Origin of the sequence: Pseudomonas sp. PA-5-4B (assembly GCF_021606215.1) — a bacterium.
Lineage (GTDB): Bacteria > Pseudomonadota > Gammaproteobacteria > Pseudomonadales > Pseudomonadaceae > Aquipseudomonas > Aquipseudomonas edaphica.
In genome coordinates this window covers 1-24,272 of record NZ_WKDB01000036.1, presented here as the reverse complement: position 1 = coordinate 24,272, position 24,272 = coordinate 1, and the positions used below count along the sequence as shown (strand labels likewise).

27 protein-coding genes and 1 pseudogene are annotated in these 24,272 nt (G+C 59.4%); 16 read left to right on the top strand and 12 right to left on the bottom strand.

Going from position 1 to position 24,272, the window contains the following annotated elements:
* Positions 1-5 precede the first annotated feature (5 nt).
* The 3 genes from GIW28_RS18400 to tldD are packed head-to-tail and all read left to right on the top strand — an operon-like array spanning position 6 to position 6,177.
* Entirely contained in the window at positions 6-3,821 is a 3,816-nt protein-coding gene (locus tag GIW28_RS18400) for a YhdP family protein (protein ID WP_236446194.1), read from the top strand.
* A 48-nt stretch (positions 3,822-3,869) separates the two neighbouring features.
* Entirely contained in the window at positions 3,870-4,718 is an 849-nt protein-coding gene (locus tag GIW28_RS18395) for a carbon-nitrogen hydrolase family protein (RefSeq protein WP_236446195.1), read from the top strand.
* 16 nt (positions 4,719-4,734) lie between these two features.
* Positions 4,735-6,177, top strand: coding sequence for a metalloprotease TldD (gene tldD, locus GIW28_RS18390; RefSeq protein WP_017138247.1), 1,443 nt, complete (start codon positions 4,735-4,737; stop codon positions 6,175-6,177).
* Positions 6,178-6,222: 45 nt separating this feature from the next.
* Here the strand turns inward: tldD and yjgA are convergent, their stop codons facing one another.
* Positions 6,223-6,744 carry a ribosome biogenesis factor YjgA gene (gene yjgA, locus GIW28_RS18385; protein WP_017138246.1) on the bottom strand — a complete coding sequence of 174 codons (522 nt, stop codon included), beginning with the start codon at positions 6,742-6,744 and terminating at the stop codon, positions 6,223-6,225.
* 108 nt (positions 6,745-6,852) lie between these two features.
* On the opposite strand from yjgA, the gene pmbA reads away from it, so the two are divergent.
* From pmbA to GIW28_RS18355, 6 genes are all read left to right on the top strand, one after another.
* The gene (gene pmbA, locus GIW28_RS18380) at positions 6,853-8,199 is read left to right on the top strand and encodes a metalloprotease PmbA (protein WP_138449094.1); all 1,347 of its coding nucleotides are present in this window, start codon (positions 6,853-6,855) and stop codon (positions 8,197-8,199) included.
* A 134-nt stretch (positions 8,200-8,333) separates the two neighbouring features.
* Positions 8,334-8,729 carry a FagA protein gene (locus GIW28_RS18375; RefSeq protein ID WP_099548385.1) on the top strand — a complete coding sequence of 132 codons (396 nt, stop codon included), beginning with the start codon at positions 8,334-8,336 and terminating at the stop codon, positions 8,727-8,729.
* Positions 8,722-10,098, top strand: coding sequence for a class II fumarate hydratase (locus tag GIW28_RS18370; protein ID WP_236446196.1), 1,377 nt, complete (start codon positions 8,722-8,724; stop codon positions 10,096-10,098). The genes GIW28_RS18375 and GIW28_RS18370 overlap by 8 nt, the downstream gene beginning before the upstream one ends.
* A 27-nt stretch (positions 10,099-10,125) precedes the next feature.
* Positions 10,126-10,554, top strand: coding sequence for a hypothetical protein (locus GIW28_RS18365; RefSeq protein WP_017138243.1), 429 nt, complete (start codon positions 10,126-10,128; stop codon positions 10,552-10,554).
* Position 10,555: 1 nt separating this feature from the next.
* Positions 10,556-11,167 (top strand): superoxide dismutase, encoded by a 612-nt coding sequence (locus GIW28_RS18360; RefSeq protein WP_017138242.1) that lies wholly within the window; start codon positions 10,556-10,558, stop codon positions 11,165-11,167.
* 32 nt (positions 11,168-11,199) lie between these two features.
* A complete protein-coding gene (locus tag GIW28_RS18355) occupies positions 11,200-12,093 on the top strand; it encodes a ZIP family metal transporter (protein WP_236446200.1) in 894 nt (297 codons plus the stop codon).
* A gap of 37 nt (positions 12,094-12,130) precedes the next feature.
* Here the strand turns inward: GIW28_RS18355 and GIW28_RS18350 are convergent, their stop codons facing one another.
* The 10 genes from GIW28_RS18350 to GIW28_RS18305 form a co-directional block, all read right to left on the bottom strand.
* Complete coding sequence (locus GIW28_RS18350; RefSeq protein ID WP_017138240.1) at positions 12,131-12,403, bottom strand: HPr family phosphocarrier protein; 273 nt, start codon at positions 12,401-12,403, stop codon at positions 12,131-12,133.
* Positions 12,404-12,419: 16 nt separating this feature from the next.
* The gene (gene rapZ, locus GIW28_RS18345; RefSeq protein WP_017138239.1) at positions 12,420-13,277 is read right to left on the bottom strand and encodes an RNase adapter RapZ; all 858 of its coding nucleotides are present in this window, start codon (positions 13,275-13,277) and stop codon (positions 12,420-12,422) included.
* Between the two features lie 2 nt (positions 13,278-13,279).
* Positions 13,280-13,744 carry a PTS IIA-like nitrogen regulatory protein PtsN gene (gene ptsN / locus GIW28_RS18340; protein ID WP_017138238.1) on the bottom strand — a complete coding sequence of 155 codons (465 nt, stop codon included), beginning with the start codon at positions 13,742-13,744 and terminating at the stop codon, positions 13,280-13,282.
* Between the two features lie 12 nt (positions 13,745-13,756).
* A complete protein-coding gene (gene hpf / locus GIW28_RS18335; protein ID WP_017138237.1) occupies positions 13,757-14,062 on the bottom strand; it encodes a ribosome hibernation-promoting factor, HPF/YfiA family in 306 nt (101 codons plus the stop codon).
* A gap of 75 nt (positions 14,063-14,137) precedes the next feature.
* Complete coding sequence (locus GIW28_RS18330) at positions 14,138-15,631, bottom strand: RNA polymerase factor sigma-54 (RefSeq protein WP_017138236.1); 1,494 nt, start codon at positions 15,629-15,631, stop codon at positions 14,138-14,140.
* A 184-nt stretch (positions 15,632-15,815) separates the two neighbouring features.
* The gene (lptB, locus tag GIW28_RS18325) at positions 15,816-16,541 is read right to left on the bottom strand and encodes an LPS export ABC transporter ATP-binding protein (protein ID WP_016974288.1); all 726 of its coding nucleotides are present in this window, start codon (positions 16,539-16,541) and stop codon (positions 15,816-15,818) included.
* On the bottom strand, positions 16,541-17,113 hold the full coding sequence (lptA, locus tag GIW28_RS18320) for a lipopolysaccharide transport periplasmic protein LptA (RefSeq protein ID WP_017138235.1): 573 nt from the start codon (positions 17,111-17,113) through the stop codon (positions 16,541-16,543). Before lptA ends, lptB begins: the two co-directional genes overlap by 1 nt.
* Positions 17,100-17,672, bottom strand: a complete 573-nt coding sequence (gene lptC / locus GIW28_RS18315) for an LPS export ABC transporter periplasmic protein LptC (RefSeq protein ID WP_017138234.1) — start codon at positions 17,670-17,672, stop codon at positions 17,100-17,102. The genes lptA and lptC overlap by 14 nt, the downstream gene beginning before the upstream one ends.
* A gap of 8 nt (positions 17,673-17,680) precedes the next feature.
* Positions 17,681-18,205: a KdsC family phosphatase gene (locus GIW28_RS18310; RefSeq protein ID WP_017138233.1), complete on the bottom strand. Its 525-nt coding sequence runs from the start codon at positions 18,203-18,205 to the stop codon at positions 17,681-17,683.
* On the bottom strand, positions 18,206-19,180 hold the full coding sequence (locus tag GIW28_RS18305) for a KpsF/GutQ family sugar-phosphate isomerase (protein ID WP_017138232.1): 975 nt from the start codon (positions 19,178-19,180) through the stop codon (positions 18,206-18,208).
* A gap of 287 nt (positions 19,181-19,467) precedes the next feature.
* Between GIW28_RS18305 and GIW28_RS18300 the strand changes: the two genes are divergently transcribed.
* The 7 genes from GIW28_RS18300 to murA all read left to right on the top strand — a co-directional run bounded on the left by GIW28_RS18300 (position 19,468) and on the right by murA (position 24,151).
* Entirely contained in the window at positions 19,468-20,277 is an 810-nt protein-coding gene (locus GIW28_RS18300; protein ID WP_005784851.1) for an ATP-binding cassette domain-containing protein, read from the top strand.
* Entirely contained in the window at positions 20,277-21,074 is a 798-nt protein-coding gene (mlaE, locus tag GIW28_RS18295) for a lipid asymmetry maintenance ABC transporter permease subunit MlaE (RefSeq protein ID WP_017138231.1), read from the top strand. The genes GIW28_RS18300 and mlaE overlap by 1 nt, the downstream gene beginning before the upstream one ends.
* Positions 21,074-21,541, top strand: a complete 468-nt coding sequence (gene mlaD, locus GIW28_RS18290; RefSeq protein ID WP_010170575.1) for an outer membrane lipid asymmetry maintenance protein MlaD — start codon at positions 21,074-21,076, stop codon at positions 21,539-21,541. Before mlaE ends, mlaD begins: the two co-directional genes overlap by 1 nt.
* A gap of 11 nt (positions 21,542-21,552) precedes the next feature.
* Positions 21,553-22,206: an MlaC/ttg2D family ABC transporter substrate-binding protein gene (locus tag GIW28_RS18285; RefSeq protein WP_017138230.1), complete on the top strand. Its 654-nt coding sequence runs from the start codon at positions 21,553-21,555 to the stop codon at positions 22,204-22,206.
* Complete coding sequence (locus GIW28_RS18280; protein ID WP_099548392.1) at positions 22,203-22,508, top strand: STAS domain-containing protein; 306 nt, start codon at positions 22,203-22,205, stop codon at positions 22,506-22,508. Before GIW28_RS18285 ends, GIW28_RS18280 begins: the two co-directional genes overlap by 4 nt.
* Before the next feature lie 114 nt (positions 22,509-22,622).
* Positions 22,623-22,862, top strand: a complete 240-nt coding sequence (locus tag GIW28_RS18275) for a BolA family protein (protein WP_017138228.1) — start codon at positions 22,623-22,625, stop codon at positions 22,860-22,862.
* Between the two features lie 23 nt (positions 22,863-22,885).
* Positions 22,886-24,151: a UDP-N-acetylglucosamine 1-carboxyvinyltransferase gene (gene murA, locus GIW28_RS18270; protein WP_017138227.1), complete on the top strand. Its 1,266-nt coding sequence runs from the start codon at positions 22,886-22,888 to the stop codon at positions 24,149-24,151.
* Between the two features lie 24 nt (positions 24,152-24,175).
* Here murA and GIW28_RS30830 read toward each other — a convergent pair.
* A pseudogene (locus tag GIW28_RS30830) lies at positions 24,176-24,272 on the bottom strand (N-acetyltransferase); the annotation flags it as partial.

Here is a 24,272-nt window from a genome sequence, read left to right as displayed (position 1 = left end):
CTGACATGGAGCGTCTGACACGCTTTTTTGCCGCCTTGACCCGTTGGGGCCTGGGCCTGTGCGCCTTGCTGCTGGTACTGGCGGCGGTGTACGTGAGCCTGGGTCGTGAGTTGGTCCCACTGGTGGCGGAGTACCGCGCCGAAGTTGAAGCCAAGGCGCAGGCTGCGGTGGAGATGCCCCTGCACATCGGCAGCCTCGAAGGGCGCTGGAGTGGTTTCGCGCCGATATTGCTGGCCCACGACGTGATGGTCGGCGAAGGCAACAGCGCCTTGCGCCTGGATCAGGTTGAAGTGGTGCCGGATATCTGGGCCAGCCTGATGGCGCGCGAAGTGCGTATCGCCCACCTGGAAGTCAGCGGCCTGCAGTTGAGTGTCAAGGAAGACCAGGACGGCCACTGGGCGCTGCAAGGTTTGCCGGTGCAGGATGACAAGCCGTTGGACCCGCAGCAGTTGCTCACGCGCATGCAGATGGTCAAGCGCGTGTCGTTGCTCGACAGCCAGGTGACATTGCAGCCGTTCGAGCAAGCGCCGTTGACCCTGACCTATGTGGGCCTGAGCCTGCATACCGGCAACACCCGCCAACGCCTGGATGCACGCGTCACCCTGCCGGACGGCCAGCCTTTGGCGCTGAGCCTTCGTAGCCGTATTCGCGCAAGCGCATGGAAAGAGGGCGAAGTCGAAGCCTACCTGAGCCTGCCTCAAAGTGACTGGGCCAAATGGATTCCCGCCAGGCTGACCCAGCAATGGAAGCTCACTCAGTTCAAAGCCGGTGGCGAGTTCTGGCTCAATTGGGGCAAAGGCACCGTCCAAAGTGCCGTGGTGCGCCTCAACTCACCGCAAGTAAAGGGCAGTTACGCCGACCGCAAACCTGTGCATATCGAAAACCTCGCCCTGACCGCCTACCTGCAACGCAGTGACAGTGGCCTTAAGGTGTTGTTCGATTCACTGGCGATGAACATCGGCGATACCCGCTGGGAATCACACCTGCAACTGCAACAAAGCGTGGCGACCGACAAAGACCAGGAAACCTGGAAGCTTCAGGCTGACCGCCTTGACCTGACCCCTGTTACCCCGCTGTTGAATGCCTTGGCGCCATTGCCGGAAGGTTTTGCCAAAACCATCGAGCACCTCAAGGCCACGGGCGTGTTGCGCAATGTGTTGGTGGATTTCCGTCCGCAGGACGCCACCGATAAAAAACTCAGCTTCGCCGCCAACCTTGAACGCATCGGTTTTGACGCGTACTTCGGTGCGCCAGCCGCACGGAACGTATCCGGGAGTATCAGTGGCGATTTGGGCCAGGGTGAGTTGCGTATGGACAGCAAGGATTTTTCCCTGCACCTGTACCCGATCTTCGCCAAGCCCTGGCAGTACATCCAGGCCAACGCGCGCCTGACATGGAAGCTGGATAAAGAAGGCTTCACCCTGATTGCCCCTTACATCAAGGTGCTGGGCGAGGAGGGCAAAGTGGCTGCCGACTTCCTGATTCGCCTGCACTTCGACCATGCCCAGGAAGACTACATGGACCTGCGGGTCGGTATGGTCGATGGCGATGGTCGTTTCACGCCCAAGTATTTGCCGGCCGTGTTGAGCCCGTCCCTGGATGAATGGCTGCGCACCGCAATTCTTAAAGGCGCCGTGGACCAAGGGTTCTTCCAGTACCAAGGTTCGCTCAACCATGACGCGCTGCCCGCTGCGCGCAACATCAGCTTGTTCTTCAAGGTGCATGACGCCGAACTGGCCTTCCAGCCGGGTTGGCCGCATGTGAGCAAGGTCAATGGCGAAGTGTTTGTCGAGGAGAGCGGCGTGCGCATCCTGGCCAGCAAGGGCCAATTGCTCGACACCAAGGTCAAGGACGTCTACGTTAATATTCCCCACGCACCGGCCGGTAAAGACAGCCACCTGCTGATCACCGGTGGGTTTGCGGGCGGCCTGGGTGATGGTTTGAAGATCCTTCAGGACGCGCCGATAGGCACGGGTTCAACCTTTGCCGGCTGGAAGGGCGACGGCGACCTGCAAGGCAATCTGGACCTGGACATTCCGCTGGTCAAAGGCACCGAGCCGAAGATCGTGGTGGACTTCAAGACCGACAAAGCCCGTCTGCAATTGGCGGAGCCGACCTTGGACCTGACACAGCTCAAGGGCGATTTCCGCTTCGACAGCAGCAAGGGCTTGAGTGGCCAGAACATCTCGGCCCAGGCATTCGATCGACCGATCACCGCGCAAATTGTTGCCGATGGCAAGCCAGGCAACATCAGTACCCGCGTCACCGCCAAGGGCCAGGTCACGGTCAAGCGCCTGACCGATTGGTTAAAAATCAGCCAGTCGTTGCCAGTGTCCGGTGATATTCCGTACCAGCTGCAACTCACACTGGACGGCGCCGACAGCCAACTGATGGTCAGCTCCAGTATGAAAGGCGTGGCGATAGACCTTCCGGCGCCCTTCGGCATGCCTGCCAGCCAAGGCCGTGACAGTGTGTTCCGCATGACGTTGCAAGGTGCCGAGCGTCGTTACTGGTTCGACTACGGCGAATTGGCGAGCTTTACCTTTGCCTCGCCGCCGGACAAATTCAATGATGGGCGCGGGGAGTTGTTCCTTGGCGCCGGCAATGCTGTGTTGCCCGCAGCCAAAGGCTTGCGTATTCGCGGTGTGCTGTCGGAACTGGATATTGACCCATGGAAAAAACTCGCCAACCGCTACGCCGGTAACGACCCAGGCGGCAGCGCCAAACAGTTGCTCAGTGGTGCCGACTTCAAAGTGGGCAAACTGATCGGTTTTGGCACCCAGCTTGATCAGGCAAACCTTCAGCTGGACCGCAAGCCTGCCGCCTGGGGTTTGCAGCTCGACAGCCAGCAGGCCAAGGGCACGGTCAACCTGCCGGACGCCAAGGGCGCGCCGATTGCGATCAACCTGCAATACGTGAAGCTGCCGGCGGTGGACCCGACCGCGCAGGCCGACGAAAACGCACCGGACCCGTTGGCGGATATCGACCCCAAGGACATCCCCGCGCTGGATATCGCCATCAACCAGCTGTTCCAGGGCCCCGACCTGGTGGGCGCCTGGTCGCTGAAGATCCGCCCGACTGCCAAAGGCCTGGCCTTCAACAACCTCAACCTCGGCCTCAAGGGCATGCAGCTTAATGGTGCCGGCGGTTGGGAAGGCGCGCCCGGCGCCAGCAGCAGCTGGTACAAGGGCCGCCTGGACGGCAAGAACATTGCCGACGTGCTCAAGGGCTGGGGTTTTGCGCCGACCGTGACCAGCGAAGACTTCCACCTGGATGTGGATGGCCGTTGGCCGGGTTCGCCGGCCTGGGTTGGCCCCAAGCGTTTCTCCGGTAGCCTGGATGCGTCATTCCGTAAAGGCCAGTTTGTCGAAGTGGAAGGTGGCGCCCAGGCCTTGCGGGTGTTTGGTTTGCTCAACTTCAATTCGATCGGTCGCCGTTTGCGCCTGGACTTCTCGGACCTGCTCGGCAAGGGCTTGAGTTATGACCGGGTCAAAGGCTTGCTGGCCGCCAGTGATGGGGTGTTCGTCACCCGTGAACCCATCACCATGACCGGCCCGTCCACCAACCTGGAGCTCAATGGCACCCTGGACCTGGTGGCTGACCGTGTCGACGCCAAGCTGCTGGTCACGTTGCCGGTGACCAACAACCTGCCGATTGCCGCGCTGATTGTCGGCGCGCCCGCCATTGGCGGCGCGTTGTTCCTGATCGACAAGCTGATCGGTGACCGTGTTTCGCGCTTCGCCAGCGTGCAATACAAGGTTCAAGGCCCGTGGAAGGATCCAAAAATCACCTTCGACAAGCCATTTGAAAAGCCAAACTGAGAGCCTGTGGAGTAGCATGGCCGCATGCCTATTATGGAGTGTCGGCCCATGCCCTTTGCGGTAATTCAAATGGTCAGCCAGAGCGATGTGCCGGCCAACCTGGCTCAGGCCCGGCGCTTGCTGGAGCAGGCGGCAGCGGGCGGTGCGAAGCTTGCGGTACTGCCGGAGAACTTCGCTGCCATGGGTCGCCGCGACGTGGCCGATATCGGTCGCGCCGAAGCCTTGGGCGAAGGCCCGATCCTGCCCTGGTTGAAACAGACCGCCCGCGACCTCACCTTATGGATAGTGGCCGGCACTTTGCCGTTGCCGCCCAAGGACCAACCGCACGCCAAGTCCAACGCTTGCTCGCTATTGATCGATGATCAGGGCGAAATCGTCGCCCGGTACGACAAATTGCACCTGTTTGATGTCGATGTTGCAGATGCCAGGGGGCGTTATCGCGAATCTGACGACTATGCTTTCGGGAGCAATGTGGTGGTGGCGGACACGCCGGTGGGGCGCTTGGGCCTGACGGTGTGCTACGACTTGCGGTTTCCCGAGCTGTACAGCGAGCTGCGTGCAGCGGGGGCGGAGTTGATTACCGCGCCTTCGGCCTTTACGGCGGTGACCGGCGCGGCACATTGGGATGTACTGATTCGGGCGCGAGCCATCGAAACCCAGTGCTATTTATTGGCCGCCGCTCAAGGCGGTGCGCACCCGGGGCCACGGGAAACCTTTGGCCACGCAGCCATAGTCGACCCTTGGGGGCGTGTGCTGACACAACAGGATCAAGGCGAAGCGGTGTTGTTGGCCGAACGCGATAGCAGTGAACAAGCGTCGATACGGGCGCGCATGCCGGTGGTCAATCATCGGCGCTTTTTCTCGCAGGGCGCGCAGCGGCCTGCTTCAGAACGATGAATTTAAGGCCAAACCTATGAGCGAGTTGTTGTCCTCAGTCAGTGAACACCTCCTGGCACCCGGTGGCGTGACCATCGACAGTTTGCAAACCGTGCTCGGTGATCTGGCCGGGCCGGGCATCGACGCGGCCGACCTGTATTTCCAGGGCCAGATTTCCGAGTCGTGGGCCCTCGAAGACGGCATCGTCAAGGAAGGCAGTTTCAACCTTGACCAAGGCGTAGGCGTGCGCGCGCAATCCGGTGAAAAGACTGGTTTTGCCTACAGCAACGCCATCACCCTTGAAGCCCTCGGCCTGGCGGCGCGCGCGGCACGCTCGATTTCCCGCGCCGGCCAGAACGGCACTGTGCAGGCTTTCAGCACTCAGGACGTGGCCCAGCTGTACGCGCCGGATAACCCGCTGGAGGTGATCAGCCGCGCGGAAAAGGTCGATTTGCTCAAGCGTATCGATGCGGCCACTCGTGCGCTCGACCCGCGTATTCAGCAAGTAACGGTGAGCATGGCTGGCGTGTGGGAGCGCATTCTGGTGGCGTCCACGGACGGCGGGCTGGCGGCGGACGTGCGGCCGCTGGTGCGTTTCAACGTGAGTGTGATTGTTGAGCAGAACGGCCGCCGCGAGCGCGGTGGTCACGGCGGTGGCGGGCGTACCGACTACCGTTATTTCCTCGCTGAAGACCGCGCCATGGGTTACGCCCGTGAAGCGCTGCGTCAGGCGCTGGTCAACCTGGAAGCCATTCCGGCGCCGGCCGGTACCTTGCCGGTGGTGTTGGGCTCGGGCTGGTCTGGCGTGCTGCTGCACGAAGCCGTGGGCCACGGCCTGGAAGGCGACTTCAACCGCAAAGGCAGTTCGGCCTACAGCGGGCGCATGGGCGAAATGGTTGCATCCAAACTCTGCACCATTGTCGATGACGGCACCCTGGCCGGCCGGCGTGGCTCGTTGAGTGTCGACGACGAAGGCACGCCGACCGAATGCACCACGCTGATTGAAAACGGCGTGCTCAAGGGCTATATGCAGGACAAGCTCAACGCCCGCCTCATGGGTGTGGCGCGTACCGGCAACGGCCGTCGCGAGTCTTACGCGCACCTGCCGATGCCGCGCATGACCAACACCTACATGCTCGGTGGCGAAAGCGACCCCGCGGAAATCATCGCCTCGGTAAAACGCGGGATCTACTGCGCCAACCTCGGCGGCGGCCAGGTCGATATCACCAGCGGCAAGTTTGTGTTCTCCACCAGCGAAGCGTACCTGATCGAAGACGGCAAGATTACCGCGCCGGTCAAAGGGGCGACGTTGATTGGCAATGGGCCGGAAGCCATGAGCAAGGTGTCGATGGTCGGTAATGACCTGTCGCTGGACAGCGGCGTGGGCACCTGCGGTAAGGATGGGCAGTCGGTGCCAGTCGGCGTCGGTCAGCCAACCTTGAAAATCGATGCGATCACCGTGGGTGGCACGGGGTCGTAATGGCCGGAGCTTCGGGTGGCGAAGACCGCCACCCGGGGAAGAGGGTCAACGCAGGCCGCGTTGAGTCTCGTCCAGCTCACGGATGTATTTGAAGATTTTACGGCTGGTGGCCGGCGCCTTGTTATGCGCCTGCTCGTGCTGGGCCTGACGGATCAGGGAGCGCAGTTGCTGGCGGTCCGCGTCCGGGTAGTCCAGCACGAATTTCTCCAGCACCGCGTCATCGCCCGAGATCAGGCGGTCACGCCAGCGCTCCAGGTTATGGAAGCGTTCGTTGTACTGGCGAGTGGAGGCATCGGTTTGATCGAGCAAGGCCAGAATGGCATCAGTGTCCTGATCGCGCATCAGCTTGCCGATAAACATGATGTGCCGTTTACGCGCGATATTCGCGGTGTGCTTGGGAGCATCCGCAAGCGCCCGGCGCATTTCGTCGGTCAGTGGCAATTTGGCAATCAAGTCTTTCTTGAGCGTTGTAAGGCGCTCGCCGAGGTCAACCAGCGCATGCAGCTCGCGTTTGACCTGGGTTTTGCTTTTCTCCCCATCGAGGGAGTCGTCGTAAGAATCAACCATGGTGGCAGTCCGCAAAGAAACGCCGCCATGATAACCAGTCGGGGGCCGCTTGTCCGGCCCGGTCGCTCGATGGCCTTAACCGAAAGCAGAATTTGAGTGGAGAAAACCATGAGTGCAGCCCAAAGCGTCGGTCCGCAAGCGTTACCGGCACTGCAGGAACAAGTCGAGCAGATCCTTGCCGAGGCCAAGCGCCAGGGGGCCAGCGCCTGTGAAGTAGCCGTGTCGCTGGAGCAGGGGCTGTCGACGTCGGTGCGCCAGCGTGAAGTAGAAACTGTTGAATTCAATCGCGACCAGGGTTTTGGTATCACGTTGTATGCCGGGCAGCGCAAAGGCTCGGCCAGTACTTCCGCCAGTGGGCCGGAAGCAATTCGTGAAACCGTGGCGGCGGCGCTGGCGATTGCCAAGCACACCTCCGAGGATGAAAGCTCGGGCCTGGCCGACAAAGCGCTGATGGCCAAGGACTTGAAGGATTTCGATCTGTTTCACGCCTGGGACATCACGCCCGAGCAAGCGATCGAAAAGGCACTGATCTGCGAAGCAGCGGCGTTTGATGCCGATGCCCGCATCAAGAACGCTGATGGCACCACGTTGAGCACTCATCAAGGCTGCCGTGTCTACGGTAACAGCCATGGTTTTATCGGTGGTTATGCCTCCACTCGCCATAGCTTGAGCTGCGTGATGATCGCCGAAGCCAATGGCCAGATGCAGCGCGATTACTGGTACGACGTGAGCCGCCAGGGCGAATTGCTCGCCGATCCAGTCAGCATCGGTCAGCGCGCGGCGCAACGTGCAGCGAGCCGCCTGGGCGCACGCCCGGTACCAACGTGTGAGGTGCCGGTGCTGTTCTCGGCTGAGCTGGCCGGTGGTTTGTTCGGCAGTTTCCTGGGCGCGATTTCCGGCGGCAACCTGTACCGAAAATCTTCGTTCCTTGAAGGCGCGATTGGCCAGAAACTGTTTCCTGAATGGCTGACGATTGATGAGCGCCCGCACCTGATGCGTGCCATGGGCAGTTCCTCATTCGATGGTGATGGCCTGGCCACCTATGCCAAACCGTTTGTCGAAAAGGGCGAGTTGGTGTCCTACGTGCTGGGCACTTACGCCGGTCGCAAGCTGGGCCTGCCAAGCACGGCGAACGCCGGTGGCGTGCACAACCTGTTCGTCACCCATGGCGATGAAGACCAGGCAGCGCTGTTGCGTCGTATGGGCCGAGGCCTGCTGGTCACCGAGCTGATGGGCAGTGGCCTGAACATGGTGACCGGTGATTATTCACGCGGTGCGGCGGGTTTCTGGGTAGAAAATGGCGAGATTCAATTCGCCGTCCAGGAAGTGACTATTGCCGGCAACATGCGCGATATGTTCAAGCAGATCGTCGCAGTGGGTAATGACCTGGAGCTGCGCAGCAACATTCGCACCGGTTCGGTGCTGATTGAGCGGATGACCGTCGCCGGCAGTTAACGGCGCGACGCTTCATCAAAAAGGCACGCCATCCTCAAGATGGCGTGCCTTTTTTAATGGCTGCAATTTGCTGCTCTTGTTTTGATTCTCAATATCATTTAATAATAAATATCATTACCGAATGAGCGTGGATCATGAGTTCTGTCCTGCATGAGGATCCGTACCTGGAAAGTTGGCGTTGGATGAGTCGTCAGATTCGCTGCGGCCTTGATCCCAATGAACCGCGACTGATCGAACATTACCTCAACGAAGGGCGATACCTGGCGTGCTGCACCGCGACCCATCCGTGGACGATCGCCGAAACGTCATTCCGCCTTTTGATCGACACCGCGGGCGACATCGCCTTGCCCTGGCACTGGCGATCCATGTGCCTGGACCAGGCCTGGCGCCCACTTCGCGACCTGGAAAAACTTTCCCACTGTGCCTGCCGCCTCAAGCGCTGGCAGACCTTTGCCTGGCAATTGGCGACCTGCGAATTGCTGCCTTCCCTTTCTGTTTCTGACCTGGTGCAAGGATCAAACGATGAGTAACACCCGTATCGAACGCGACAGCATGGGCGAGCTGCAAGTGCCTGCCGAGGCTTTGTATGGCGCGCAGACCCAGCGCGCGGTGAACAATTTTCCGATCAGTCATCAACGCATGCCGGCGCAATTCATTCGCGCCCTGATCCTGGCCAAGGCCGCCGCCGCCAAGGTCAATGTCGACCTCAAGCAAATCAGCGAAGGGCAGGGCAAGGCCATCGTTGACGCGGCCCAGGGCCTGCTCGAAGGCAACTTCATGCCGCACTTCCCGGTGGATATTTTCCAGACCGGCTCCGGCACCAGCTCGAACATGAATGCCAACGAAGTGATTGCGACCTTGGCCAGCCGTTTGCTGGGTGAAGCGGTTAACCCCAATGATCATGTGAACTGTGGCCAAAGCAGCAACGACATTATCCCAACCACCATCCACGTCAGCGCAGCCTTGGTGCTGCATGAGCAAACGCTGCCGGCCTTGCTGCACTTGGTGCAAGTCATCGAGCAAAAGGCCGAAGAGGTCCACCCGTTCATCAAGACCGGCCGAACGCACCTGATGGACGCCATGCCGGTGCGCATGAGCCAGGTGCTTAATGGTTGGGCGCAACAGCTCAAGGCCAATATCGGCCATTTGCAGGATTTGCTGCCGAGCTTGCAGGCGCTGGCACAGGGTGGCACGGCGGTTGGCACCGGGATCAATGCGCACCCCGAATTTGCTGCGCGTTTCAGTCAGCAACTGAGCATCCTTAGCGGGGTGAAATTCACCCCCGGCAAGAACCTGTTCGCGCTGATCGGCTCCCAGGACACCGCCGTTGCCGTTTCCGGCCAGTTGAAAGCCACTGCGGTATCGCTGATGAAAATCGCCAACGACCTGCGCTGGATGAACTCCGGCCCGCTCGCAGGCTTGGGTGAAATCGAATTGGAAGGCTTGCAGCCAGGCTCCTCGATCATGCCGGGCAAGGTCAATCCAGTGATTCCGGAGGCCACCGCCATGGTTGCCGCCCAGGTCATCGGCAATGACACGGTGATCACTGTGGCGGGTCAGTCCGGCAACTTCGAGCTGAACGTGATGCTGCCGATCATCGCCCAGAACCTGCTCAGCAGCCTCGAATTGCTGGCCAATGCCAGCCTCCTGCTGGCCGACAAAGCCATCGCCAGCTTCAAGGTCAACGAAGCCAAGCTTAAGGAAGCGCTGTCGCGTAACCCGATCCTGGTCACCGCACTCAACCCGATCATTGGCTACCAAAAGGCCGCTGAAATCGCCAAGAAAGCCTATCAGCAAGGCCGCCCGGTGATCGATGTCGCTCTTGAGCACACCGACTTGTCACGTAGCCAACTGGAGATCCTGCTGGACCCGGAAAAGCTCACGGCCGGCGGCGTGTAATCACCGACCCTGCTTTGGAGGCGCACCATGGAGCACTGGAAACGCACGATCGAACGGGCCAATCGCTGTTTTATGGCGGGCGAGCTGGTCGACGCTCGTGAGGCCTATTTGCAAGCCCTGGCCCTGGCGCAAGTGTTGTTCGAGCGTTGGGCGGATGCCGACGAAGCAGTGGCGGCTTGCGTCATTTCCCACCACAACCTGGCGGACCTGCACCTGCGCCTGAACCAGCCGGAGGAAAGCGCGGAATACCTGTGCGCCATTCACCAACGGCTGTTGCAGACCATGCAGGACCCGCGTCTGAACCCGCAATTGCGCGAGGCGGCGTTGCGCCAGAGCAGCAAGACCTACGTCGAACTGTTGAATTTCATCAGCGATCACGGCGAGTACCCGCGTACCCATCGCCTGCTGGGCGGTACTGCGGCGCAACCGATCACTCCACACTACGGAGCACATTGATATGACCTACACCTTGCCTGCCCTGCCTTACGCCTACGACGCCCTGGAGCCGCATATTGATGCGCAAACCATGGAGATTCACTACACCAAGCATCACCAAACCTACATCAACAACCTCAATGCAGCGGTCGAAGGCACGGAGTTTGCGGGTTGGCCGGTAGAGAAGTTGGTGTCCAGCGTGCAGCAACTGCCGGAAAAGCTGCGTGCTGCCGTGATCAACCAAGGGGGTGGTCACGCCAACCACTCGTTGTTCTGGGCGGTGATGTCTCCAAAGGGCGGCGGTAAACCTGACGGCGCACTGGGCAAAGCCATCGACGAGCATTTGGGCGGCTTCGACAGTTTCAAAGAGGCCTTCACCAAGGCCGCCTTGACCCGCTTCGGCAGCGGCTGGGCATGGCTGAGTGTCACCCCGCAGAAGACACTGGTGGTGGAAAGCAGTGGCAATCAGGACAGCCCGTTGATGAGCGGCAACACGCCAATACTGGGCCTGGACGTGTGGGAGCACGCCTATTACCTGCTGTATCAGAACCGTCGCCCGGAATACATCAACGCCTTTTATAGCGTGATCAACTGGCCGGAAGTCGCCGCACGCTACCAGGCCGCCCTGGCCTGATATTCAACCTATAACAAGATCTAAGGCCGACTATGGGCACTGAAACACTGGCGATCAGCAGCGGGCGAATGTTTCGTTATGCGTTTGGCTCGCTGTTGCTGTTGGCAGGGACTGCATTGCTGGTGGCCCATGGGCTGGCCTGGCTAAACCTTGAACCGCGTATCCTGCGCGCCTTGCAGGGCGGCGCTATCTGCGCGCTCGGCACGGCACTGGGCGCGGTGCCCGTGCTGGTCATACGCCGCATGCCGGTAGCGCTGAGCGATACCTTGCTGGGCTTTGGTGCCGGGGTAATGTTGGCGGCGACGGCTTTCTCGCTGATCGTACCGGGCATTGCGGCTGCCGAAGGCCTGGGGCTCTCGCCTTGGGGCGCCAGTGGTTTGATCAGCTTCGGCATCATGCTGGGGGCGTTCGGGCTGTATCTGGTAGACCGCAAGGTTTCCGGTGCGAGCCCGGAAATGCTGGTGGGTACGTCGGATAAACCCGTGATTGCGCCGCGTATCTGGTTGTTTGTGTTCGCCATCATTGCTCACAACATTCCGGAAGGTATGGCAGTGGGCGTTTCTGCCGGTGGCGGCATGCCGGACGCCGACAGCCTGGCCATGGGCATTGCCTTGCAGGATGTGCCGGAAGGTTTGGTGATTGCACTGGTGTTGGCAGGCGCGGGCATGTCGCGGGTCAAGGCGTTCTTGATCGGCGCCGCGTCAGGCTTGGTCGAGCCGGTGTTTGCCGTGCTGTGTGCGTGGTTGGTGAGCCTGGCTGAGGTTCTGTTGCCATTGGGGCTTGCGCTGGCGGCGGGGGCTATGTTGCTGGTGGTGACTCACGAAGTGATCCCGGAATCGCGCCGCAACGGTCACGAAAAGCTTGCCAGCCTGGGGTTGTGCATCGGGTTTTGTTTGATGATGGTGATGGATACCGCATTAGGGTGAGGCCATTGCAGCCTCACACCTGTCTCAAAGGGTGGGTTTACTCACCCTCGTCAAAGTAGTTGTTGATCAACTTGACCAGGGCGTCCATCGCTTCCTGCTCTTGTTCGCCTTCCGTCTTCAAGTGAATCTTTGTGCCCTTGCCCGCAGCCAGCATCATCATGGCCATGATGCTTTTGCCGTCGACCATCGATTCCGGCGTGCGCCCGGCGCGGATCTGGCAAGGGAATTGCCCGGCAACGCCGACAAATTTGGCCGAGGCGCGGGCGTGCAGGCCCAGCTTGTTGATGATTTCAATTTCCAGAGCGGGCATCGCGGGGGTGTTCCTTTCAGCTAAGGTCGCGGTGGCGAACCTGGACGTTCTTGAGGGTTTGTTGCAGCACCTGGCCCAGGCGTTCGGTCAGGTAGACGGAACGGTGGTGGCCGCCGGTGCAGCCGATGGCAATGGTGACATAAGCCCGATTACTTGCGGCAAAGCGCGGTAACCATTTGAGCAGGTAGCTGGAGATATCCTGGAACATCTCCTCGACATCCGGTTGCGCAGCCAGGTACTCGGCTACTGGCTGGTCCAAACCAGACTGGTCACGCAGCTCCGGCTTCCAGTAGGGGTTGGGCAGGCAGCGCACGTCGAACACCAGGTCGGCATCCACCGGCATCCCGCGCTTGAACCCGAACGACTCAACCAGAAAGGCCGTGCCTGGCTCCGGCTGGTTCAGCAGGCGCAGCTTGATGGCATCGCGCAACTGATACAGGTTGAGGTCCGTGGTGTTGATCTTGAGATCCGCGAGGTCAATGATCGGCCCCAGCAGCGTGGTCTCATCCTCTATGGCTTCTGCCAGGGAGCGATGCGGACTGCTGAGGGGGTGACGTCGACGGGTTTCGGAGAAACGCTTGAGCAGCGTTTCCTCGTCGGCATCCAGGTACAGCACATCGCAATGAATATGCTTGGCGCGTACTTCCTCGAGCAGTTGCGGGAAGCGCTCGAGGTGGCTGGGCAGGTTGCGGGCGTCAATCGAGACGGCCACCAGTGGCTGCGGCAGTTCAGTGTGGATCAGGGCGCGTTCGGCCAATTCCGGCAGCAGGCCCGCCGGCAGGTTGTCGATGCAGTAGAAACCGTTGTCCTCAAGGACGTTGAGGGCGGTGCTTTTACCCGAGCCGGAGCGGCCGCTGACGATGATCAAACGCATGGTTACTGCCCGCTTTGCTCATCGAGTACAACCTGATAAAGCGCCTCGTTGCTGCTGGCACTGCGCAGTCTGTCGCGTACTTCTTTGCGGTCGAGCATGCTGGCTATCTGCCGAAGCAGTTCCAGGTGCGCATCGGTGGCGGCTTGCGGGACCAGCAGAACGAACAGCAGGTCAACCGGGGCGCCGTCGATGGCGTCGAAATCGATGGGGGCTTCGAGGTGGAGCAAGGCGCTGACGGGTGTCTCGCAGCCTTTGAGGCGGCAATGAGGAATGGCGATGCCGTTGCCAAAACCGGTTGAACCGAGTTTTTCACGGGCGATCAGCGCGTCGAATACATCCTGCATCTCCAGATCCGGCACTTCGCGCGCGATCAGGTTGGCAATTTGTTCGAGGGCTTTCTTTTTGCTGCCGCCCGGCACGTTCACAAGGGAACGGCCGGGGGTCAGGATAGTTTCAAGTCGGATCATGGGTGGGGAGTGTTAGCGGCCTGTGCCTTGAAGAAGGCTCTGCTGCTTTTCCTTATGCTTTTTAAGTTGGCGGTCAAGCTTGTCAGTCAAGGCATCAATTGATGCATACATGTCTTCATGCTCGGCATTGGCGACTACTTCGCCACCGGGTATCTGGAGAGTCGCCTCAATTTTCTGCTGAAGCTTGTCGACCTTCATGATGACTTGCACATTGGTGATTTTGTCGAAATGACCCTCAAGCCGTTTCAGCTTCTGCTCGACGTATTCGCGCAATGGAGGGGTGACTTCTACATGGTGTCCACTGATGTTGACTTGCATACAGCTTCTCCTTCGTTGCCAGTGCATAAAGCGGTGGGTAGGAATACCCACCACTGGAACGCTATGGCCCGCCCGTCACATCAAACGCTTACGCTCGCTGGAAGGCGCGATCCCGAGGGACTCGCGGTACTTGGCGACGGTTCGACGGGCGACCTGAATGCCTTGTGCCTCCAGTAAACCAGCGATCTTACTGTCACTCAATGGCTTTTTCTGATTTTCCGCCGCAACCAGTTTTTTGATGATCGCGCGGATCGCCGTGGACGAGCATTCACCGCCTTCGGAGGTGCTGACGTGGCTGGAGAAAAAGTATTTCAGCTCATAAATACCCCGTGGGGTATGCATGAATTTCTGCGTGGTTACCCGTGAAATCGTCGATTCATGCATACCTACCGCTTCGGCAATGTCATGCAGAACCAGTGGCTTCATCGCCTCGTCGCCATATTCCAGGAAGCCGCGCTGGTGCTCGACGATCTGGGTGGCCACTTTCATCAGGGTTTCGTTACGGCTTTGCAGGCTCTTGATGAACCAGCGCGCTTCCTGCAACTGGTTGCGCATGAAGGTGTTGTCGGCACTGGTGTCGGCGCGGCGCACAAAGCCTGCGTATTGTGGGTTGACCCGCAGGCGAGGCACCGATTCCTGGTTCAACTCCACCAGCCAGCGTTCGTTGTCTTTGCGCACGATCACGTCGGGCACGACATATTCGGCTTCGCTGGACTCGATCTGCGAGCCGGGGCGCGGGTTGAGGCTCTGTACCAGCTCGATGACCTGCCGCAGGTCGTCTTCCTTGAGCTTCATGCGGCGCATCAACTGGCTGTAGTCGCGGCTGCCCAGCAGGTCGATGTAGTCGGTGACCAGGCGCTGGGCTTCGGCGAGCCACGGGGTCTTGGCCGGCAGTTGGCGCAGTTGCAGCAACAGGCATTCGCTTAAGGTGCGAGCGCCAATGCCGGCAGGCTCGAACTGTTGGATGCGATGCAGGACGGCTTCGATTTCGTCCAGTTCGATGTCCAGTTCCGGGTCGAAGGCTTCAAGAATCTCGTCGAGCGTCTCGTCCAGGTAGCCCTGATTGTTGATACAGTCGATCAGGGTTACGGCGATCAGGCGATCGGTATCGGACATCGGCGCCAGGTTCAGTTGCCACAGCAAGTGGCTCTGCAGGCTCTCACCGGCGGACGTGCGAGTGGTGAAGTCCCACTCGTCGTCGTCATTGCTGGGCAGGCTGCTGGCGCTGGTCTGGTAGACGTCTTCCCAGGCGGTGTCCACGGGAAGCTCGTTGGGAATGCGTTCGTTCCATTCACCTTCCTCTAGGTTGTCCACCGTAGGGGCGGTTTCCTGATAGGACGGTTCCTGCACGTCGGGGTTGGGTTTTTGCTCGATGTTGTCGGCCAGCGGGTCTGCATTGTCGAAGTCGTCGCCTTCTTCCTGGCGTTCGAGCATCGGATTGGACTCCAGGGCCTCCTGGATTTCCTGTTGCAGGTCCAGGGTCGACAATTGGAGCAGGCGGATGGCCTGTTGCAGCTGCGGTGTCATCGTCAGCTGCTGGCCCATTCTCAGGACTAGCGATGGTTTCATGGCAGGGGCTTAACACCTTATTCGCCGGCGCAATGCGCCATCCACGACAGGGCGCGTGAGCGCCAAACATAAGCAAATTATATGCCTGATATCAGGGGCTTTGCCTAGAGCGCGGTAACAATAAAAAAACTGAGGTTTTTATTGACTTGCACGCGCCCCGGGCAATGGCCTGATACCACCGTGTTTACAGGCGGAACTCGTGACCCAGGTACACTTCCTTCACCAGTTCATTGGCCAGGATAGTGGCGGAGTCACCTTCTGCAATCAGTTGCCCATCGTTAACGATATAGGCGGTTTCGCAGATATCGAGGGTCTCACGCACGTTGTGGTCGGTGATCAGTACACCGATACCCTTGGCCTTGAGGTGATGGATGATCTGCTTGATATCGCCAACCGAGATCGGGTCAACACCGGCGAAAGGTTCGTCCAGCAGGATGAACTTCGGCGCGGTGGCCAGGGCACGGGCGATTTCCACACGGCGACGCTCGCCACCGGACAAGCTCATGCCGAGGTTGTCGCGGATGTGGTTGATATGGAACTCCTGCAACAGGCTTTCCAGCTCTTTGCGACGGCCGTCACGGTCGAGTTCCTTGCGGGTCTCGAGGATCGCCATGATGTTGTCGGACACCGACAGTTTGCGGAAGATCGATGCTTCCTGGGGAAGATAGCCGATGCCGGCGCGTGCACGACCGTGCATGGGCTGGTGGCTTACGTCCAGGTCGTCAATCAATACACGGCCCTGATCCGCCTGGACCAGGCCAACAATCATATAGAAGCAGGTGGTCTTGCCGGCGCCGTTGGGGCCGAGCAAGCCGACGATCTGGCCGCTGTCGATCGACAGGCTGACGTCGCGTACGACCTGACGGCTTTTATAAGCTTTGGCCAGATGCTGGGCTTTCAGGGTTGCCATCAGTTCGTCTTCTTCGCAGCGGGTTTTGGCGCAGGGGCGGCAGCGTCTTTCTGCTTCGGCTGGATAACCATGTCGATGCGCGGCTTCGGTGTGCCGATTTTTGTGCCATTGGCGCGACCGGCGGTAGCGATCTGCTTGACGGTGTCGTAGGTGATTTTTTCACCTTCGGTGGTATTGCCGTCAGTACTGACAACCCGTGCCTGGTCAATCAGGATAATGCGGTTCTGCTGGGCGTGATACTGGATGGTCCTGCCGTAGCCTTTCATCGGTGCCGGGTCGGCAGCCGCCTGCTTCTGTTCGAAGTAAGCCAGGTTGCCCACCGAAGTCACCACGTCGATGTCGCCAGCCGGGGTGCGAGTCAGCGTTACCGTGTTGCCGGTAATCTTCATCGAGCCCTGGGTGATGATCACGCCACCGGTGTAGGTCGCGACGCCTTGTTTATCATCCAACTGCGCATCGTCAGCCGAGATATGGATCGGTTGCTGGCTATCGTTCGGCAGAGCCCAGGCGCTCACGCTTCCCAGTGCTGCGCCCAGACCGAGCAAAATAGGGAGGGTTTTAACGAGCCTCATACTGTCCTCTTACGTTCGATAGCAGGTGTATCCTGCTTTCTTTCAAATACGCTTTCATTCCCTTGCCAGTCGATACACCGCCAGCGCCGTCAATTCTAACGTCTTGCTCGGTCTGCGCATATTGCTGTTGTGGGAAAACGGTCATGCGACTGCTGGTGATGATGGTGTCACGCTTGTGTTCATCGGTGCGCGCAACGCGTACCGAGTCGATCAACTCAACCTGGGTGCCGTCCGCATTGACCTCGCCACGTTTGCTGGTGACGTGCCACGGAAAGTCGGTGCCGCGGAACAGGTTCAGGTCCGGGTTGGTCAGCAAGCTGACGTCGGAGGCTTTGACGTGCTCCACCTTATCGGAGGTCATCTCGTATTGGACCTTGCCGTCAGGCATGAACTGCACCGTATAGGCATTGGTGGCGAAATTGTCGATCAGCCCCTCGTCAACCTGTGCTACAGGCTTGTCGAGAAAGCGCTCCGGGCTGATATTCCAGTAGCCCACCGCCAGGAACAGCGCGGCGATGACCCCGAATAACAGGAAGTTGCGAATCTTTTTGCTCAGCATAAAACGCTCTATAAGTAGGCGGCGTGGGCCGCTTCAAGACTGCCTTGGGCACGCAGGATCAATTCGCAGAACTCGCGGGCAGCGCCTTCACCGCCACGTGCGACAGTAATGCCATGGGCGTGTTCACGAACAAACGCCGCTGCATTGGCGACGGCCATGCCCAGGCCCACTCGGCGAATGACCGGCAGGTCAGGCAGATCATCACCCAGGTACGCAACCTGCTCATAGCTTAGGTTGAGTTGGCCAAGAAGCTCGTCCAGAACCACCAGTTTATCCTCACGGCCTTGATACAGGTGAGGAATCCCCAGGTTTTGTGCGCGGCGTTCCACAACCGGTGTCTTTCGACCACTGATAATTGCCGTTTGCACACCGGCGGCCATCAACATTTTGATGCCCTGGCCGTCGAGGGTGTTAAAGGTCTTGAATTCGCTGCCATCTTCGAGAAAGTACAGGCGGCCGTCGGTCAGCACGCCGTCCACGTCGAAAATCGCCAGTTTGATGTGTTTGCCGCGTTGCATCAGGTCGCTGGTCATTTACATCACTCCCGCACGCAGCAAGTCGTGCATGTTCAGGGCGCCGATCGGGCGGTCGTCACTATTGACCACCACCAGCGCGCCAATCTTATGGTCTTCCATGATCTTCAGCGCTTCGGCTGCAAGCATCTCGGGGCGGGCGGTCTTGCCGTGGGGCGTCATCACCGCATCAATGGTCGCGGTGTGGATATCGATGGTGCGGTCCAGGGTGCGGCGCAGGTCGCCGTCGGTGAAGACTCCGGCCAGACGCCCGTCGGCTTCCAGGATCACGGTCATGCCCAGGCCCTTGCGGGTCATTTCCATCAGCGCGTCTTTGAGCAAGGTGCCACGTTGCACGTGGGGCAGTTCATCCCCCGAGTGCATGACGTTTTCCACTTTGAGCAGCAGGCGACGACCCAGCGCGCCGCCCGGGTGCGAAAACGCGAAGTCTTCAGCGGTAAAGCCACGAGCTTCCAGCAACGCCACGGCCAGGGCGTCGCCCATGACCAGGGCGGCGGTGGTGGAGGAGGTCGGTGCCAGGTTAAGCGGGCAGGCTTCGTGGGCCACGTGCACGTTCAAATTGACTTCGGCAGCCTTCGCCAGCGTGGATTCCGGGTTGCCGGTGAGGCTGATCATCTTGATGCCCAGGCGCTTGATCAAGGGCAGCAAGGTCACGATTTCGTTGGTGGTGCCCGAGTTCGACAGCGCCAGGATAATGTCATCCTTGGTGATCATGCCCATGTCACCGTGGCTGGCTTCGGCCGGGTGCACGAAAAACGCCGTGGTTCCGGTGCTGGCCAGGGTGGCGGCGATCTTGTTGCCGACGTGGCCGGATTTGCCCATGCCGACCACCACAACGCGGCCCGTGCTGGCCAGAATCATCTCGCAGGCGCGTACGAAATCTGCGTCGATATGGGCCAGTAAACCTTCTACGGCTTCAAGCTCGAGGCGGATGGTGCGTTGTGCGGATTGAATAAGGTCGCTGGATTGGCTCATGTCTGAAATCGTATAGCCTGACGAAAAGTCGGCGATTATAGCGGTAATGATCAAATCCCTCACGCTAGTTATTCTGCAGGTGCCTGGGATTTATGCTCAGCCACGTGTTTTCCCTGTCCCGAATCTGAACAAGCGCTGTTCCGGCCTTGGGGGCTCTGTACCAGCAGTGATATAGTTCGCCGCCAGTTCGGTCGGCCCACCCCATGCCGCTAACTTTTGTGCATCTGTTGCAAACGAAAGTCGCAAGCATGGTGTCTGAGTGAAAGGCTGCATCCCAAGGAGATTAGATGAGTGCCGATAACGCCTACGCGGTCGAGCTGAAGGGCCTTACCTTCAAGCGCGGTTCGCGCAGCATCTTCAATAACGTCGATATTCGCATTCCCCGCGGCAAAGTCACGGGCATCATGGGGCCTTCCGGTTGCGGCAAGACCACTTTGTTGCGCCTGATGGGCATGCAATTGCGGCCCAGCGCCGGCGAAGTGTGGGTCAACGGCCAGAACCTGCCGACCCTGTCGCGCAGCGATCTGTTCGATGCGCGCAAGCATATGGGCGTGCTGTTCCAGAGCGGTGCCCTGTTTACCGACCTCGACGTTTTCGAAAACGTAGCGTTTCCGCTGCGGGTGCATACCCAGCTGTCCGATGAAATGATTCGTGACATTGTGCTGCTCAAACTGCAAGCCGTGGGCTTGCGCGGTGCCATCGACCTGATGCCCGACGAGTTGTCCGGTGGCATGAAGCGTCGTGTTGCGCTGGCGCGGGCTATTGCTCTCGATCCGCAGATCCTCATGTATGACGAGCCGTTCGTAGGCCAGGACCCGATCGCCATGGGCGTGCTGGTGCGCCTGATCCGCCTGCTCAACGATGCGTTGGGGATCACCAGCATCGTGGTTTCCCACGACCTGGCCGAAACCGCGAGCATTGCTGACTACCTTTATGTGGTCGGCGATGGCCAGGTGCTGGGGCAGGGTACGCCTGAAGAACTGATGAACGCTGATAACCCGCGCATTCGCCAATTCATGACCGGCGATCCCGATGGCCCGGTGCCTTTTCATTTTCCGGCAGCGGACTACCGCTCAGATCTTCTGGGGAAGCGCTGATGCGCAAGACATCTTTACTCGAGAAGGTTCGCCTTTTCGGCCGTTCCGGCATCGACTTGGTCGAGGTCCTGGGGCGTTCGACAATTTTTCTGTTTCACGCGCTGCTCGGGCGTGGCGGCATTGGCGGCGGTTTTGGCCTGTTGTTGAGACAGCTGCATTCGGTGGGCGTGATGTCCCTGGTCATCATCGTGGTGTCCGGGATATTCATCGGCATGGTGCTGGCGTTGCAGGGGTTCAATATCCTCTCCAGCTACGGTTCGGAGCAGGCAGTCGGGCAGATGGTTGCCCTGACGCTGCTGCGTGAGCTGGGGCCGGTGGTCACCGCTTTGCTGTTCGCTGGCCGTGCGGGTTCTGCATTGACCGCCGAAATCGGCAACATGAAGTCCACCGAGCAGTTGTCCAGCCTGGAAATGATCGGCGTGGACCCGCTCAAATATATTGTTGCCCCGCGCCTGTGGGCCGGCTTCATATCCCTGCCGCTGCTGGCGATGATTTTCAGCGTGGTGGGCATCTGGGGTGGTTCGTGGGTGGCGGTTGACTGGTTGGGCGTCTATGACGGCTCCTACTGGGGCAACATGCAAAACAGCGTGACCTTCAGCGGCGACGTGCTCAATGGCATCATCAAAAGCATCGTTTTCGCCTTTGTAGTGACCTGGATCGCCGTATTCCAAGGCTATGACTGTGAGCCCACTTCAGAAGGGATCAGTCGCGCCACCACCAAGACCGTTGTGTACGCCTCGCTGGCGGTACTGGGCCTTGACTTCATTTTGACCGCCTTGATGTTTGGAGATTTCTGATGCAAAACCGCACTGTGGAAATCGGTGTCGGCCTTTTCTTGCTGGCTGGCATCCTGGCTTTACTGTTGCTCGCCCTGCGAGTCAGCGGCCTTTCGGCCAGCCCCACCGCCGATACTTATAAGCTTTACGCGTACTTCGACAATATTGCTGGTTTGACGGTCAGAGCTAAAGTGACCATGGCCGGTGTAACCATCGGCAAGGTCACGGCAATCGATCTGGATCGCGACAGCTTCACTGGCCGGGTGACCATGCAAGTCGACAAGAAGGTAGATAATCTGCCGACTGACTCCACTGCATCTATCCTCACTGCTGGGCTGCTGGGCGAGAAGTACATCGGCATCAGCGTGGGTGGGGAAACAGCCCTGCTCAAGGATGGTTCGACAATCCACGACACACAGTCGTCGCTGGTGCTTGAAGACTTGATCGGTAAATTCCTGCTCAATACGGTCAATAAAGACGCCAAATGAGGAACCTGTTCATGATCTCTACCTTGCGACGTGGCCTGCTGGTGCTACTGGCAGCGCTGCCGCTGATGGCTAATGCCGCTGCCGGCGGTTCTGCGCACGATCTGGTGCAGGACACCACCAACAAGATGTTGGCTGACCTGACTGCCAACAAAGAGCAGTACAAGCAAGACCCGACCAGGTTTTACGAAGCACTGAATACCATTGTGGGCCCGGTGGTCGATGCCGAAGGCATTTCCCGTAGCATCATGACGGTCAAGTATTCGCGCAAGGCTACCCCTGCGCAAATGCAAACATTCCAGGAAAACTTCAAGAAGGGCCTGTTCCAGTTCTACGGCAACGCCCTGCTGGAGTACAACAACCAAGGTATTACCGTCGCCCCAGCCGGGGATGAGTCGGGTGATCGCACCAGCGTTAACATGAGCGTCAAAGGCAACAACGGCGCCATCTACCCTGTGCAGTACACGCTGGAGAAGGTCAACGGCGAGTGGAAACTGCGCAACGTGATCATCAACGGCATCAACATCGGCAAGCTGTTCCGCGATCAGTTCGCTGATGCGATGCAGCGTAATGGCAATAACCTGGACAAAACCATCAATGGTTGGGCCGGTGAAGTCGCCAAAGCCAAGGAAGAAACCGACAAACAAGCCGGGAAGCCTGCGCAATGACCGAGTCGGCTGTTCGTCTGGGTGACGCCGGCGAGTTGTTCCTCAGTGGCGTGCTGGATTACCGCACCGGGCCTGACCTGCGCAAGCAGGGTCAGGCGCTGATCAACAGCAGTAACGCACCTGCGTTGGTGCTTGATTGCTCGGCGGTGACCAAGTCCAGCAGCGTCGGCTTGTCGTTGTTGCTGTGCTTCATGCGTGATGCGCAAGCCGCCAAGAAGCCGGTCAGCATCCGCTCAATGCCCGAGGACATGCGTGAAATCGCTCAGGTTTCCGGTATTACCGAACTGTTGGCGCATCCTTAATACACATTATTAAAGAAGCCCCCCGTCAGAGTCCTGCTATGCGGGGTTCGCAGGCGCGGGGCTTTTTTGTATGATGTGCGACCCGTGCGCACTGGGCGCCGATAGAGGTTGAGCATGCAGGCCCTAGAAGTTAAAAGCTTCCTTGAAGGAAAGCTGCCGGAAACGATCGTAGAAGTTGAAGGCGAAGGCTGCAATTTCCAGCTGAACGTGATTAGCGATGAACTGGCGAAATTGAGCCCGGTCAAGCGTCAACAGCAGATCTATGCCCATTTGAACCCGTGGATCACCGATGGCAGCATCCACGCGGTTACTATGAAATTTTTCAGCCGCGCGGCCTGGGCCGAGCGTACCTGAGCCCCCAAGGCGTCGAGATTCTTATGGATAAATTGATTATTACCGGTGGTGCCCGCCTCGATGGCGAGATCCGCATTTCCGGTGCAAAAAACTCCGCCTTGCCGATCCTGGCAGCGACCCTGCTGTGCGATGGCCCGGTAACTGTGGCCAACCTGCCGCACCTGCACGACATTACCACCATGATCGAGCTGTTCGGTCGCATGGGTATTGAGCCGGTGATCGACGAGAAGCTGTCTGTCGAAATCGACCCGCGCACCATCAAGACCCTGATCGCTCCGTACGAACTGGTGAAAACCATGCGTGCCTCGATCCTGGTGCTGGGCCCGATGGTTGCCCGTTTCGGCGAAGCTGAAGTAGCACTGCCTGGCGGTTGCGCGATTGGTTCGCGTCCTGTCGACCTGCACATCCGTGGCCTTGAAGCCATGGGCGCGGTCATTGACGTAGAAGGTGGCTACATCAAGGCCAAGGCGCCGGAAGGCGGTTTGCGCGGTGCCAACTTCTTCTTTGATACCGTCAGCGTCACCGGTACCGAGAACATCATGATGGCTGCCGCCCTGGCGAACGGTCGCAGTGTGCTGCAAAACGCAGCGCGCGAGCCTGAAGTAGTCGACCTGGCCAACTTCCTGATCGCCATGGGTGCCAACATCACCGGCGCCGGCACCGACACCATCACTATCGACGGTGTGAAGCGTCTGCACTCGGCCACCTACAAAGTGATGCCGGACCGTATCGAGACCGGCACCTACCTGGTTGCCGCTGCCGTTACCGGTGGCCGCGTCAAGGTCAAGGACACCGATCCGACCATCCTGGAAGCCGTGCTGGAAAAACTCAAGGAAGCCGGTGCTGAAATCACTACCGGTGAAGACTGGATCGAGCTGAACATGCACGGCAAGCGGCCAAAAGCCGTAAACGTGCGTACGGCTCCTTACCCGGCGTTCCCGACCGACATGCAGGCGCAGTTCATTTCCTTGAACGCGATTGCCGAAGGCACAGGCGCCGTGATCGAGACCATCTTCGAAAACCGCTTCATGCACGTGTATGAACTGCACCGCATGGGCGCCAAGATCCAGGTCGAAGGCAACACCGCCATCGTTACCGGCATCGACAAGCTCAAGGGCGCGCCAGTGATGGCGACCGACCTGCGTGCCTCGGCCAGCCTGGTGATTTCGGCGTTGTGCGCCGACGGCGACACCTTGATCGACCGCATCTACCACATCGACCGTGGTTACGAGTGCATCGAAGAAAAGCTGCAGATGCTCGGCGCTAAAATCCGCCGCGTACCGGGCTAGCTCCTGGAACTGTAAACACCGTCACCTGTGGCGAGGGAGCTTGCTCCCGCTGGACTGCGCAGCAGTCCCGTTCTTGGGGGCCGCTTCGCGACCCAGCGGGAGCAAGCTCCCTCGCCACAGG